Origin of the sequence: Streptomyces sp. NBC_01450, assembly GCF_036227505.1 — a bacterium.
Classification (GTDB): Bacteria; Actinomycetota; Actinomycetes; order Streptomycetales; family Streptomycetaceae; genus Streptomyces.
On the sequence record NZ_CP109481.1, the window covers coordinates 376,805 to 389,644 of the forward strand.

General features: G+C 68.9%; 12 protein-coding genes, 1 tRNA gene and 5 pseudogenes. 10 read left to right on the forward strand and 8 right to left on the reverse strand.

Features of this window, described 5'->3' with window-relative positions:
* Window positions 1–36: 36 nt before the first annotated feature.
* A complete protein-coding gene (locus tag OG568_RS49925; protein WP_329536771.1) occupies window positions 37–699 on the reverse strand; it encodes an FkbM family methyltransferase in 663 nt (220 codons plus the stop codon).
* A gap of 105 nt (window positions 700–804) precedes the next feature.
* Here OG568_RS49925 and OG568_RS49930 point away from each other — a divergent pair, with 105 nt between their 5' ends.
* Window positions 805–1,332, forward strand: a complete 528-nt coding sequence (locus OG568_RS49930; protein ID WP_329536772.1) for an AAA family ATPase — start codon at window positions 805–807, stop codon at window positions 1,330–1,332.
* Here the strand turns inward: OG568_RS49930 and OG568_RS49935 are convergent.
* Window positions 1,269–2,189, reverse strand: a complete 921-nt coding sequence (locus tag OG568_RS49935) for a hypothetical protein (protein ID WP_329536773.1) — start codon at window positions 2,187–2,189, stop codon at window positions 1,269–1,271. The genes OG568_RS49930 and OG568_RS49935 overlap by 64 nt on opposite strands.
* On the reverse strand, window positions 2,186–2,878 hold the full coding sequence (locus OG568_RS49940) for a hypothetical protein (RefSeq protein ID WP_329538329.1): 693 nt from the start codon (window positions 2,876–2,878) through the stop codon (window positions 2,186–2,188). The genes OG568_RS49935 and OG568_RS49940 overlap by 4 nt, the downstream gene beginning before the upstream one ends.
* Here OG568_RS49940 and OG568_RS49945 point away from each other — a divergent pair.
* Window positions 2,841–3,314: a DUF6368 family protein gene (locus tag OG568_RS49945; protein ID WP_329538240.1), complete on the forward strand. Its 474-nt coding sequence runs from the start codon at window positions 2,841–2,843 to the stop codon at window positions 3,312–3,314. The two genes, OG568_RS49940 and OG568_RS49945, sit on opposite strands and share 38 nt — an antisense overlap.
* Window positions 3,315–3,482: 168 nt before the next feature.
* On the opposite strand, the pseudogene OG568_RS49950 reads toward OG568_RS49945, so the two are convergent.
* Window positions 3,483–3,957 (reverse strand): annotated as a pseudogene (locus tag OG568_RS49950) (hypothetical protein).
* A 467-nt stretch (window positions 3,958–4,424) separates the two neighbouring features.
* Between OG568_RS49950 and OG568_RS61755 the strand changes: the two are divergent.
* From OG568_RS61755 to OG568_RS49960, 4 genes and pseudogenes are all read left to right on the forward strand, one after another.
* A pseudogene (locus OG568_RS61755) lies at window positions 4,425–5,078 on the forward strand (transposase); the annotation flags it as partial.
* 142 nt (window positions 5,079–5,220) lie between these two features.
* Window positions 5,221–5,448, forward strand: a complete 228-nt coding sequence (locus OG568_RS49955; RefSeq protein ID WP_329536774.1) for a hypothetical protein — start codon at window positions 5,221–5,223, stop codon at window positions 5,446–5,448.
* A pseudogene (locus OG568_RS61760) lies at window positions 5,448–5,492 on the forward strand (hypothetical protein); the annotation flags it as partial. The gene OG568_RS49955 and the pseudogene OG568_RS61760, both read left to right, overlap by 1 nt.
* Window positions 5,493–5,673: 181 nt before the next feature.
* Window positions 5,674–7,542, forward strand: coding sequence for a DUF2207 domain-containing protein (locus OG568_RS49960; protein WP_329536775.1), 1,869 nt, complete (start codon window positions 5,674–5,676; stop codon window positions 7,540–7,542).
* Between the two features lie 240 nt (window positions 7,543–7,782).
* Here the strand turns inward: OG568_RS49960 and OG568_RS49970 are convergent.
* A pseudogene (locus OG568_RS49970) lies at window positions 7,783–8,865 on the reverse strand (integrase core domain-containing protein).
* 94 nt (window positions 8,866–8,959) lie between these two features.
* Between OG568_RS49970 and OG568_RS49975 the strand changes: the two are divergent.
* Window positions 8,960–9,457, forward strand: a pseudogene (locus OG568_RS49975) (transposase); the annotation flags it as partial.
* Between the two features lie 19 nt (window positions 9,458–9,476).
* Here OG568_RS49975 and OG568_RS49980 read toward each other — a convergent pair.
* Window positions 9,477–10,358, reverse strand: coding sequence for an alpha/beta fold hydrolase (locus tag OG568_RS49980; RefSeq protein WP_329536776.1), 882 nt, complete (start codon window positions 10,356–10,358; stop codon window positions 9,477–9,479).
* A gap of 100 nt (window positions 10,359–10,458) precedes the next feature.
* Between OG568_RS49980 and OG568_RS49985 the strand changes: the two genes are divergently transcribed.
* The gene (locus tag OG568_RS49985) at window positions 10,459–10,869 is read left to right on the forward strand and encodes a winged helix-turn-helix transcriptional regulator (RefSeq protein WP_266435441.1); all 411 of its coding nucleotides are present in this window, start codon (window positions 10,459–10,461) and stop codon (window positions 10,867–10,869) included.
* Window positions 10,870–10,982: 113 nt separating this feature from the next.
* A complete protein-coding gene (locus OG568_RS49990) occupies window positions 10,983–11,234 on the forward strand; it encodes a hypothetical protein (protein ID WP_329536777.1) in 252 nt (83 codons plus the stop codon).
* A gap of 157 nt (window positions 11,235–11,391) precedes the next feature.
* On the opposite strand, the gene OG568_RS49995 is transcribed toward OG568_RS49990, so the two are convergent.
* Window positions 11,392–11,465 (reverse strand) — tRNA-Met (locus OG568_RS49995).
* A gap of 268 nt (window positions 11,466–11,733) precedes the next feature.
* On the opposite strand from OG568_RS49995, the gene OG568_RS50000 reads away from it, so the two are divergent.
* Window positions 11,734–12,375: a DUF6417 family protein gene (locus OG568_RS50000; RefSeq protein ID WP_329536778.1), complete on the forward strand. Its 642-nt coding sequence runs from the start codon at window positions 11,734–11,736 to the stop codon at window positions 12,373–12,375.
* Between the two features lie 144 nt (window positions 12,376–12,519).
* Here OG568_RS50000 and OG568_RS50005 read toward each other — a convergent pair whose 3' ends face one another.
* Window positions 12,520–12,753: a hypothetical protein gene (locus OG568_RS50005; RefSeq protein WP_329536779.1), complete on the reverse strand. Its 234-nt coding sequence runs from the start codon at window positions 12,751–12,753 to the stop codon at window positions 12,520–12,522.
* Window positions 12,754–12,840 lie beyond the last annotated feature (87 nt).

Sequence of the window (12,840 nt, forward strand, 5' to 3'; positions counted from 1 at the left end):
AGGAGGCGTGGAGTGACCTCGACGAGGATCTCAGCGTCATTCCGGAGCCGGGGAGTGCCGGGAGCAGCCCGCGTACCGCCCCGGCCTCACCGCCCTCGACGTCGATTTTGAGCAGGCGGGCGGTGCCAGTTCCTCCTCGCGTACGAGCTGGGGAAACGGCGCCGCGTCGGCTTCGAATGACGACTCCACGGTGCGAGGGCGGACGGCGGTGGTGCCTCCGAGGTTCGTGGAGCGCTCCAGGTAGAACGTCATCCGCCCAGGGCTGTCGGAGACGGCGGCGTTGACCGTACGGACGTTGCCACAGCCGTTGTCCTGCGCGTTCGCGACCAGCGTTTGGTGGAAGTCGGGGGAGGGTTCGACAGCGACTACGTGGCCGGCCGGGCCGACGAGCTGGGAGGCGAGCACGCTGTAGTAGCCGATGTTCGCGCCGACGTCGACGAAGGTGTCCCCGGGCGTGAGTCGGCCGGAGATGAACGCGGTCAGGTGTGGTTCCCACACGCCGAAGAGGTACAGGTAGCGCTGAATGACGTCACTGGTCACCACCGGGAAGACCATGCCGGAGCCGGTGCGGGCGGTCGTTGTGAGCGGGTGCTCCTTGAGCAGGGTGTTCAGGTGACCGGCCAGCCACGGCTTCCCGAGATGGCCAGGAGCGTGCCGGACGTACGCGCGCAGTACGCGGAGCGCGAGCGGAGGGATCACGATGGTTCCCCATGGGTGAGGTGCGGCCGTTGCGCCGCACGGGCTGCATGAAAGGTGGCAGGCTGGGTCGCAGGAGCATCTCCGCGGCGAAGGAGGACAGTGCAGGTGAAGGCCGCGCCGAGCCTGACAACCGGCCAGGAGACAGAGCCCGTGGTGTATCTGCTGGTCGGGCTGACCGGGTCGGGCAAGACGACATACGCGAAGCGGCGGCTGGAGCCGGCCGGGGCGGTTCGGCTGTCCGTCGATGAGCTGGTGTACGAGCGGCACGGCCGGTACGGTGTCGACTACCCGGAACGCCAGTACTTCGAGCTGGAGGCCCAGGTGGTCGCCGAGGTCCACGAGCGCCTGGCCGAGCTCGTGGCGGCCGGCCGGGATGTGGTCCTCGATCACGGCCTGTGGTTGCGCTCCGACCGCGAGGAGTGGAAGAAGCTCGTGCAGTCCGCTGGCGGCCGGTGGCGGCTGCTGTACTTCCCCGTCGAGCGGGCCGAGTTGCTGCGCCGCCTCGACGAGCGGAACGGACGCGAGGATGCCAACGCTCTTGCCGTGACGCAGGCGGCGCTGAACGATTTCTACGCCCGGTTCGAGCCGCCTCGGGATGAGGGGGAGGAGATCATCGAGCCTGGCTCGTTCTGACCCGCCCCTGTTACTGGGGGCCGCCACGTGTCGATCAGCCGGGTGGCCTCCTGCGCCCACCAGTCGGGGACCGTATCGAGCGTCACCGGCCGGAAGAGCAGGTCCGCCGAGTCGACGCCGATCTTGCTGTCGTGCCGCCGTAGATGGTCCAGCAGGCGCCGGGCCTCGGCCGGCCGGGCCAGGGAAGCCGTCTTCCATGTGCCATCCGCAGAGTGGGCTGCCCGCCGCTCCACGTCCTGCTGTACGCCAGCGCGCCACTTGAAGTGGTGGACGATGACCGGCGGCCGGTTCACCGGCCGGTGCTCCGGAGCGCGGTGGTTCCCGGAGGCCACGGCGACACCGGAGTGCGCGAGCACGATCTTGCGCGGATCGCCGCGCAGCACGAGGTGGGTGAGGAACCCGCCGAGCGGATACGCCTCGTCCAATCCCTCGCCCGGATCCCAGCCGGTCAGGGTGCCGTCGCAGGTGACACGGTCGAGCATCAGCCCGCCCACCGTGCCAGGGCCTGACTGCTCCGCCTCGTCTAGCACCTCCCCCAGCGGCGCTGTGTAGGTGTGGAACTCGTCGGAGTCCGCCAGAAGATGCCAGCCGTCGCCGGCGCGCTCACGCAGGGCGTCGCGCAGCCGAGGGTTGGTGTCCTCGTGCCACGGCCCCCGAGTGACCGAACCCGGCACGATCCCGAGATCGCAGCACGCCGCCTCAAGCCCGCCGCGTTGCTCGTCGTGGACATGCTCGGGAAAGTGGAAGGCGACGTGGAACCGCTCGATATCCAGGGCCCGGTAGTGGCCGACCCACGCAGTCAGCAGCGCGGGCTCCACGGGGCCGATCACGGCGATCAGTGCAGGGGCAGCCATCATTGCGGCTCCTTCGATTCGGTGACGATGCGGGTGAGGAAGCCGGCCTGCCCTGCGGCCGTGGGCACGCCCAGCGCTGCGGCTCTTCCCGGGGCGGGTCTGGGCGGTGATGCCCAGGCGAGATCGCACAGCAGGGCGGCAAGACGGGCGCCGTCACCGGCGGGGAAGATCTGCACCCAGTCCTGTCCGGTCAGGCGCACCGTCAGGGCCGGGTCGTGGTCCGACAGCAGCAGAGGAACGCCGAGACGGACGGCATCGACCACGAGCCCGGACTCCTTGCCCACCCCCGGCCGGCGGGCCACCAGCGCTGCATCCGCCGCCGCGTACACGGCACGCACGTGCTCCTGGCTCGCCGGGCCCGGCACGACGTGCAGCCGGACAACAGGCAGGGCCGCCCAGCGGTCCAGGACCTCTTGGTCGAGTGGGGCTCCGGCGACCAGCAGATGAAGCGGTCTGTCCAGCCAGGCGAGAGCGTTGTCGACGACGGCGATGTCCTTGTACGGCCACCAGCCGCCAACCAGGCACACGGCCGCCTCCGTGGACGGAATCCCGAAGGCGTCCAGGGCCTGGCGGCGCTCCGCGTCAGTAAGCCGCTCCCCCGGGTCGGCGACGGCGAAGGGCCGCACCCGCACCCTCAGACCGGGGAACCGGCCAATCACCTCGTCCCGTACGGCGCCCGTAGGCGCCAGCACGACGACCCGCCGCCCGCCGCCCGCCTCCAGCGGCCAGACGGCCCAGCAGCCGCACCACGACGCCGCCTGGACCGGAGGCGGGGAGGGCGAGTTCGCGCAGTTCGCTGTCTCCGGGGCTCGGGAGGACGGTGTCGCCGAACACGGCGACGGAGGCGATCAGAGACCTCTCATCGGCTTCGCTCCGACCCGCGCGGTTGACGTCATCGCGTTCTGCAACAGTCCAGTCGACCACATCGCCACAGCCTTGTTGACCGCCGCCATCATGGACCTGATAGGCGGCGTCGCCAACGCCGAACTGCGGGAGGATCAGGTGTCAATCGCTGCTGGTCTTCCGGGCGTCGTCGCCACGACGACCAATCCGTGGCCCGCCGCGTACGGCTCTGTGGAGTTCCTCGGAGCGTGGACCGAACAGCCCGGTTTCCGACTCCTGAAGTAACCGGAACTCATCCAGTCGGCTCACGCGAGCAGTACCCGCTTGCGCAGCAACTTGAAGCTGGCGCGGCCGACAACGACTGGCCGCGGCACACGGCGAGATCCTGCGCTTGCAACGCGTGGTCCAATCACATAACGCGAGACCGTGACAGCACTCGCCTGGCTCCAGAGCTCACGATCCAGAACGCAATCCCAGAGCACTGTGCTCCACCACACCCGAGGGAAGATCACTCTTCCCCGAAGCCCGAGCCGAGTCCGGCCCGGAGGTCGGCGGCTGCCTCACCAAGGACGATCGCGCTGATGACCAGCTCCATCATCAGACGGTCGTACTCGTCGCCCATGCTCCGATAGCGCTCCCCATCGGCCTCCACCACAGCAGAGGCTATCCTCCTCCCACCACCAGCCACGGGGGCAAAGGACGCCTCATAGACGCCGTGACCGGTCCAACTCCGGTGCATGAAAACGACATCGACTTCGACGAAGACGTTCCACTTCTCGTCCATGTCCCGGGCCCGATATCCGCGCCGGATCCGGTCCCAGTCCTCGTCAGTCCAGACACGATCGGGCAACTGAGTCACCAGCCTGGGCGCGTTGATCGGCTGGAGGCGCCGGAACGTCTCTCGGGTGAGCGGGGCATCGGCAGTCATGACGTGATCCTACGGATGCACCACTCCAACAGGACAGCGACTTACCTCCAACTGGACAGAGGATGAACCTCAGCCGCCTTTCGGACGCGTCCGCAGCTTCCTGAACAGCGACTTTGCAAGGCTCCTTTACCGGGTGTTCGAACTTGATGGGGCTGCGGCGGTGGGGGCGGGCTCGCCGGTGACGCCGTGTGAGGTGGTTGGGGTGCGGGTGCCCGGGCGCAAGTTAGCCCGCGGACCTTCGTGATCATGGTTGTTCTCTAGGCAACTGATCATGAAACTCCAGGGGCTTGAACATCGACGAATCGACGATACCGGGATCAGTGAGGCGGCAACGCGGCTTGTGGGGCTGGAGGGGGTGAGTGTGACGCAGGTCAAGGACGACGGGACGGGCGGCCCGTCGGTGTACGTGGTGACAAGCGAGGACTCCGCCCGGGCCCTGCCCCGGCTGCGGGGTCTTCTCTACTCGGCTGAAGGACTACCGCACCACCCGGCCGCGGCACCTGTCCTGCGGCGGACGTCCCGTGAGCATCCAGTGGCGCAAGGCACGCTGGTACTGCACCGAACCCGCTCGCCCTCGTGGCTCGTTCACCGAGGCGATAGGCAAGGTGCCGCCACGGATGCGTACCACCAAGGCCCTGCGCCAGGCGGCGGGGGCCGCGGTCTGTGGCGGTGGGCGCACGGTGGTGCAGGCCGGCCGGGATCTGGGCCTGTCCTGGCCGATCGTGCAGCGCTGCCTCGAAGACTACGCAGCGAAGGTCCTGTCCGAGGACCCGCCCGCGACCTCGGCGATCGGGATCGACGAGACCCGGCGGGGGCAGCCGGTGTGGAAGCAGAACCCCTCCACCGGCAAGTGGGAACTCGTCGCGGACGCCTGGCACATCGGCTTCGTCGACGCGATCGGCGGATGTGGCCTGTTCGGCCAGGTCGAGGGCCGCAATGCGGCGTCGGTCGCTGACTGGCTCACCTCCCAGCCCGCCTCCTGGCGTGAGCAGGTCCGCTACGTTGCCATCGACCTGTGCGCCACCTTCCGCGCCGCCGTCCACCGCGCGCTGTCCCACGCGGCCGTGGTCGTGGACTGCTTTCATATCGTGCAGCTCGCCCAGCGCCACCTCGCCGACCTGCGCCGCCGTCTCACCTGGAAGCAGCACGGCCGCCGGGCCGGCAAGGGCGACAAGCATCTACACCGTCCGCAAACTCCTGCGCCGCAACAAGGAAGACCTCACCGAGGATCAACGCACCCTCCTCAAGGTCGAGTTGGATCACATGGGCACCTACGGCCCACAGATCTTCGCGGCGTGGAAGGCCAAGGAACTGCTGCGAGACCTCCTCGGCCTGGGCCGTCAGCCGTACCCACGTCACCCCGACCGCTCCACGATCTCCGCCGCCCGCCACCGCTTCTTCGCCTGCGTCGCCGACCACGCCACCCGCCCGAACTCGTCCCCCTCGCCGAGACCGTCGAGCAGGGGTGGGACGGCATCGAGACCTACCTGACCACCGGGATCACCAACGCCGCCTCCGAAGGCAACAACCGCCTCATCAAGCTCGAAGCGCGTAACACCTTCGGCTTCAGGAACCGAGAGAACCAAAGCCTGCGCTCACGCTGTGCAACCACTCGGCGAAGCCAACGGGAGGCCCCACCCCTAAATTCGAAGACCCTTGTTGTCGGCCCGCCGCCGGGATACCGTTGCGACCTTCATGGGGGCTGGGGAGGCCCCCGTGACAACAGGGGGTATCTCCTTGAACACCGCGAAGGACAAGAGACCGAGAGCGGCGGGGACCCTGAACCGGCGACGCAGGGGCGGCGCCTCGATCAAGATCTTCTTCCTCGTCCTGCTGCTCAGCGGTCTCGTCGTGCTCTTTCGGATGGGCGGGAACGTGGAGCGCGTCAACACGATGTGGGTGGGCGCCGAGGTCGCCGCCGACGGCAGCATCCGCGTCACCGAGGTCATCGACTACGACTTCGGGGAGCCCGACAGTACCCGGCACGGCATCTACCGCGACCTGCCGGACCTGATGTATGACGAGGACTACGCCAAGGTCAGCGCCAGCTTGGACGGCGCCCGGGTCCCGTGGGAACTCACCGCCGGGGACTACTACGAGAAGCCGAACGGCCAGCGGGAGATAGCCACTCGGATCAAGGTGGGCGACCCCGGCGGCTCGGTCACCGGCGTGCACCGGTACCGCATCCGGTACACGCTCACGGACGTTGTGAAGAAGGGCAAGATCGCCTGGGACGCTGTCGGCACCGGTTGGCGGGTCGACCGCTCGGACGTGGAGATCCACGTCGTGGCCCCGTACGAACTCACCGGCGCACGCTGTGTGCACGGCACCAACGGTTCCGAGGACGCCTGCACCGCCCGCGGGAGCGGTCCTGGGCGGCTGGACGTCACCCTCGACAAGCTGAAGGGGCACGAGGGTGTCACCCTCTACGCCTCCCGCGGGCAGAAGCTGACCGGAGCGAAGGTGGCCCTGCCCGCGCCGCCCTCCGGAAAGGCCGTCGGCACGACCGTGGAAAGCCCGCTGCGGGTGGGTCTGCTCGCGTTCGGTTTCACGCTGGTCTGCGCCGCCCTGACGCTCTTGCTGCTGCGTTTCCTCGGCCGTGACCGGATCGTCGAGGAAGGACCCGACGGCACGCCCGGCCGGACGCGGCGCGTCGCCCTCGATCGGCTCGCCGCCTCGCTCACGCCGTCGCCCGTGCCCCCAGCGGAATTGACCCCGGCACAGGGCGGGATCCTGCTCGATGAACGGGTCGAGAACCACCACCAGGTGGCCTGGCTCCTCGGCGCGGCGATCGACGGACACGTCGGCATCGAGGGGACCGACCGGCATCCCACCCTCACGCGCCGCGATCCGGCCGACGCACCCGCGGACCCGCTCGCCAGGGTCGTCTTCGGCAGCATTTTCTCGGGACGCGACTCGGTCACCCTGGGCCTGCGCGACCCGCAATTCCGGTCGGCATGGGAGAGCCTCAACCGCGGGCTGACACAGTGGCAGGCCGACAGCGATCTGTGGGACGCGGCCGCCGCGCGTCGCGCCCGCATCGGACGCACCATCGGCACCGCCGCCACCCTGCTCGGCTTCGTCACGACGGCCGTCGGGGCCTGGCTCAGCGGCCACCGGAACGCGGCCGGCTGGCCGGTCCTCGTGGTGGGCCTGATCGCCGTGGGTGCCGGCTTCGCGCTGCGGCTGCGCTCCTGGGAGCTGCACACCCGCACCCCGCGCGGCACCGCCCTCTGGCTCCAAACGGAGGCGTTCCGGCGCTATCTCATGGACCCCTTCTCCCCTCAGCACGACGAGCGCCCCGACGAGATACGACTGAAGCTGTACACCGCGTGGGCGGTGGCCCTGGACGTGGCCTACGCATGGGAAGGAGCGATCGTCGACTCGGCGGCCGCTCCCGTGCACCGCTCGACCCTCGTGGCCGGGTTCGCCCCAGGCTTCGCCCTCGGCCTGATCACCGCCGCCTCGACGTCCAGCGCCGCCCCTACCTCCAGCGGCAGCGGTGGCGGAGGTGGCGGCGGAGGATCCGGTGGCGGCGGAGACGTCGGTGGGGGTGACGGCGGCGGTGGCGGTGGGTCCTGGTGACCTCTGGAACTTGTAGGGGCCTGGCGCAGGCTTCTACGCCGCCGCCGCGACGATGAGCGGCTGCCGCGGGCCCAGGACTTGGCACTGCTCGACGCCCTGGCCTCAGCCGAGAAGATGCCGCACGCCAACCCCGGCAAGCATGCGGAGATCCCGACATGCGAGCTGACAGCACGCTGCGGTTCTTCGCCCGGCACCTCGGCTAATACCGCCTGCGGGTGCCGACTATTACGTCCTGGCAGGTCAGGCCGCGTATGTGTATGCGTGGAGGATGCCGCCGAGGTGGTCACGCCGGTGGATGTCCAGTGGGTCGGGGTCGGTGATCGGTTCGGGGACGGGTCGCAGGGGTGTCGCGCTGTGCAGGGTGCGGTGGGGCCGGTGCTGGTTGTAGAAGGCTTCGAACTGGGTGAGTGCGTGGAGCAGGTGGGCCTGGTTCCAGATCAAGGTGCGGTCGAGGAGCTCGTGTCTGCAGGTCTGCGCCCACCGTTCCATGACCGGGTTCATGCGGGGCACGCGGATGCTGGTGGTGACGACCTTGATGCCTTCGGTCTCGGAGACGGCGTCGTACGCGTGGGTGGATTTGCTGTCGCGGTCCCTGATCAGGTATCGGACGGTGGCGCCGGTGTCCTGCAGGTCCATGGCGAGGTTCCTTGCGGCCTTGGTGATCCGGTCGGAGGTGGGATGGGCGGTCGCGCCCTGGATGCGGATGCGGCGGTTGGTGTGCTCGATGGCGGCGAAGACGTACAGCGTCGCGCCGTTCAGGGCGTTGGCGGTGAAGAAGTCGCGGGCGAGGGTCGCGTGGGCCTGGCCGCGCAGGAACGCGGCTCAGGTGTGGCGGTCGCGTTCGGGAGCGGGGTCGATTCCGTGTGCTCGGAGGATCTCCCATACGGTGGAGGGTGCGACCTTGATGCCCAGTACGGCGAGTTCGCCATGAATGCGCCGGTAGCCGCAGCCTGGGTTCTCGCGGGCCAGGCGCAGGATCAGGGTCTGGATGGCGCGGCGGGTCGGTGGACGGCCGGGCTGCTTGCGGTGGGAGTTGTGGGTGTGGCGGCGGCTCATGGGGTCGTGGTGCCACCGCAGGACGGTGTCCGGTGGGACGATCAGGTGCAGCTGCCGTAGTCGGGCGGGAGGCAGCCTGTGGAGGAGTGCAGCAAGGAAAGCGCGGTCTGCTGAAGTGACGCGCGGCCTGTCGCTCTGCCGCTGCAGGACCGCCAACTGGTGACGTGGCGTCAATATCTCGATGTTCTTGTCCACGTCGCTCATCGGCAGCGGCCGGATGAAGGCGTACACGCTCGACACGGCGAGGTAGGGCAGTCGCAGCGGCACGGTCAACCAGCCTGACACGCCCGCCTGGCGATCAACGGCCGTTCGGAAGAACCTGCACGTCACACACTATGGATGGCGTTTTCGGCACCCACAACCTGGAGGAGGGGAGGCCACCGGACGTTCACCGGTCGACCGCGGCAAACAGGGACTGAAGCGCTCGGGCATGACGGATGGATACGGCATTCCGCTGGGCCGTTTCCTGGCCGGTGCCAACCGCCACGACTCTCCGCTGCACGCCCCGACTCTGGACCGTCTGGAGGGCCTCGGCCCGTTGCCCGACATCATCACCGTGCACCTGGACGCCGGCTACGACTCGGACACCACCCGCGCTCTGCTCAGCGAACGCGGCCCGCGCGGACGCATCGCACACAAGGGGGAGAAGGCGCCCATTCAGGCCAGTCGGCGTTGGCACGTCGAACGCACTCACGCGTGGCAGAACGCGTTTCACCGTCTCGGCCGGTGCTACGAGCGTCGCGTCACTGTCATTGATGCCTTTTTCGACCTCGCCGACACAATCATCACCGTGCGCAGCCTGATCCGGCGGTCCTGGACAACTCACCGCTGGGACGAACGCCCGAGCCGCCGACCGTGATTCTTCGGCCCCGCTTCAGTCACTTCGGCAGATCGGCAGATCGGCAGATCGGCAGATCGGCGGAGAGGAAGGGAGCAAGGAGCGCGAACAACGCGTCGGGGCGGTCGAGGGGGATGATGTGGCCGCAGTCCTGGAGATGGTGTCCGACCAGGTCATCCGCGATGGGACGGAGTTGGCGTTCGAGCCCGGTGCCGACGGGGTGAGAGCCGACGGCCATGGTGGGCATGGTCAGCCGAGCCGTCGCGACGGCGTCCTGTATCTGCTGCGCGCTGGTGGGCAGGGCCCGGTAATAGGAGAACGCGCAGCGCAGGGCCTCACTCCCGGTGTACGCGTGGACGAAGGCGGCACGGATGTCGTCGGGTACTCCTCGCCCGTGCGTCCCCGAGTTGAGGAACCAGTCGATGTACGGGGCCTCGTTGCCGGCCAGGACGGTCTCGGCGAGGCCGGGGACGGCGTGGAAGCCGAACCACCACGGGGCACCGCCCGCGACGACGTGCTCTGCTCCGGGCAGGCGGCCGAGCAGTGCCTCCATCACGACAAGGCGCCGGACGAGGCCAGGTTGGCGCAGCGCGAGCAGGACGGCGGGGGCGGTGCCCGCGTCGATGCCGACCACCGCTGCCGAGGGCTCGCCGAGTGCGTCGAGCAGCCCTTCGGCGTCGGCGGCGAGGGTGCCTGCGTCGTAACCCTCGATGGCACGTGCACTGGCACCGAAGCCTCGAAGGTCCGGGGCGATGACCCGGTACTGCCCGGCCAGTCGGCCCATGATGCCGCTCCAGAGTTGCCAGGTGTGCGGGAAGCCGTGCAGCAGGAGAATCGCAGGTCCGTCCCCGGCGATTGCGACATTGAGTTGGACGCCGTTCGTCGCGATGCGGCGCAGGTGGTGTGCGGTGGTGACGGGCATGACGGCTCCTCCGGCTGGTTACCATTGGTGACCACAGAACGATAGGTAACTGTCCGGCCGCTTCCTAGACGGCACTTTCAGGGAAGGTGGTGAGCCACAGGTGACCACCCGAGGAGCCCGGGCCGCCGGTCGCGGGGTACGCGGCGATCTGTTCGATCCCCATTGCCCGACGCGGCAGTTGCTGGACCGCATCGGTACGAAGTGGACGTCCATGGCCGTCAAGACGCTCGCCGATGCCGCACCGGACGAGGTGCGCTTCGCGGAGCTGAGACGCCGGATGCCTGGCGTCTCACAGAAGATGCTGTCTGTGACGCTGCGAAGCCTGACCCGCGACGGGCTGGTGTCGCGCCGGGTCGAACCGACCGTGCCGCCGCGGGTCTTCTACCGACTCACCGGACTCGGGCTGTCCCTGGAAGCCGCGCTTGCGGGGCTGCGGACCTGGGCGGAGGAGCACATGGCCGAGATCGACCGCGCCAATGAAGCCGCCGACCAGGAGGCCGATGAGGGGTAGGCAGGCCGATTCCGCGCTCAGTACTGGTGGCTGGGGTACTCGATGTAGCCGGCGTCGCCGCCCTGATACCACGTCGCTTTGTCAGGTCGACGCCGGAGGAGGACTTCGACGCGATGGTGTTGGGCACGTCGTTCCACTTCGACGGGCAGGGCACGGCGACGGCCGCGGACGCGATGAAGCGGTACTGCGGGCTGCTGGGCGAGCAGGAGATGGAAGGGAAATCGTCGCCGCAGTGGCTGGCGACGAAGGAGCTGGTGAAGGACGACGGGGAGATGGTGTTCGAAGAGGGCATCTCCCGGTTCTGCCCGAATTGCGCCAAGATCCTGAAGTCGGCCGTCGAGGGCACCTATCCGCGGTTGATCTAAGGCCCGTACGCCGTTGGCCCCGGTGGGTACTCGTGTGCCGACTTGTTCTGCGCGACGCCCTATTTGCCGGCGTCCCGTCGTGCCCACGGCGCAGTTCGGCTGTCCGGCGCGCGTGCCGCAACGCCGCACGCCCTGTGGCTGTCCCCTCAATCGTCAGTAGAGGGGACAGGATTTGAACCTGCGACCTCTGGGTTATGAGCCCAGCGAGCTACCGAGCTGCTCCACCCCGCGTCGGATTGCTCCACCGTACGCCAACTATGCCGCCCCGGAGACCATGATTGCCTGCCTGCCGCGAGGTGTGTCGGCGGTCGCGGCTGCCACTTCCTCCGGCCCCCACACTGGGCCAGGCCGTGATTCCGTCGCCTTGCCGAGAGCGCGCCGAGCGGAGGACGGATTCCCCTGATGGGCTGGCCTTCCCCGCCTTGGCGCGTCCGGACCAGTGTTGGCGTCTACGGTCGGCGAACGCGTACGGGCGCGGTACACAACGCAGGGGAGTGGGATGAGGGGTTGGGAGAGGGCGCTGTCGGTGCTGGAGACGCTGTGCGAGCGCGGGCAGGCGGCCGGGCATGGCTGGACTCTGGACACGGAGCTCCTCCTGTCGCATCAGCAGCAGGTGAACGTGCTGGAGAGTCAGGGGCTGGTGGAGCTTGCTGGCCGGGAGGTCCGTGCGGAGCTGTCGGTTCTGGAGAGTCGGCCCGTGCGGTGGGCGGCCCGCCTGACCTCGTACGGCCACGACACCCTCGCCTACGGCCAGTCCCGCCCCCGCGCCGAGCCCCCGCCCGGCGAGGCACCCCCGGACCGGCAGCCAGTGGAACTGATTCCCTCGCAGATGACGGCGCTGCGGGTGTTCGTGGGCCTCACCGGCCAGCTCCGTGTGCCGCCGGCCGACGGGCTGGGGGAGCAGGTCCGTATGGCTTCGTGTGATCACGGGATCAAGCCGTGGCGGCTGTATCTGACACAGGAGCAGATGGTTTCGGTGGCGTACGGGTTGTGGCTGCACCGGATGACGGGCTCCGCGGCGGAAGCGAACCGCTTCGGCCGTGAGTACGGCGTCGTGTACAGCCCGGCACGGGCCTCGGATAATCCGTCGGCTGCCGGAGGGGCCGCGCGGGGCGGTACGGGGGGCAGCGGGCGAGGGTGACGGTGATGGGCGCGCGGCTTTCTGCAGACTCTGGCCGTTCGCGCCGCGCTTGTGGGGCAGAACTGCGGGGCTCCCGCGCCGCATGGGCGGGGCCGGTCTCCTCTGGATCCCATTGCGTGGCGCGGTCTACGGCCTCGCTGGAGGTCAGCCGATGCCGGTGACCTGGAGTGCGGTGGTCCAGTTGTTCTTGAAGGCGCTGCGCGCGGCGGACAGGGTGATGGTGCCGTTGCAGACGGCGTTCTTCAGTTTCGTTTCGGTGCCGTCTTTGGTGTAGGCGGTCTTTGTGCCGTAGTGCGGTTCGGGCCACAGGTTGCCGGGGTCGCGGGGTGCACCGCCGAGTTCCAGTGGTACGAGGTGGTCCTCCTCGTAGTCCGACATGTTGGTGTCGGAGTATCCGTAGTCGGTGATGCCCTGCGCCTTGAGGGGGTTGGTGTAGAGGTGGGGGGCCGGACGGTGGCGGTCCAG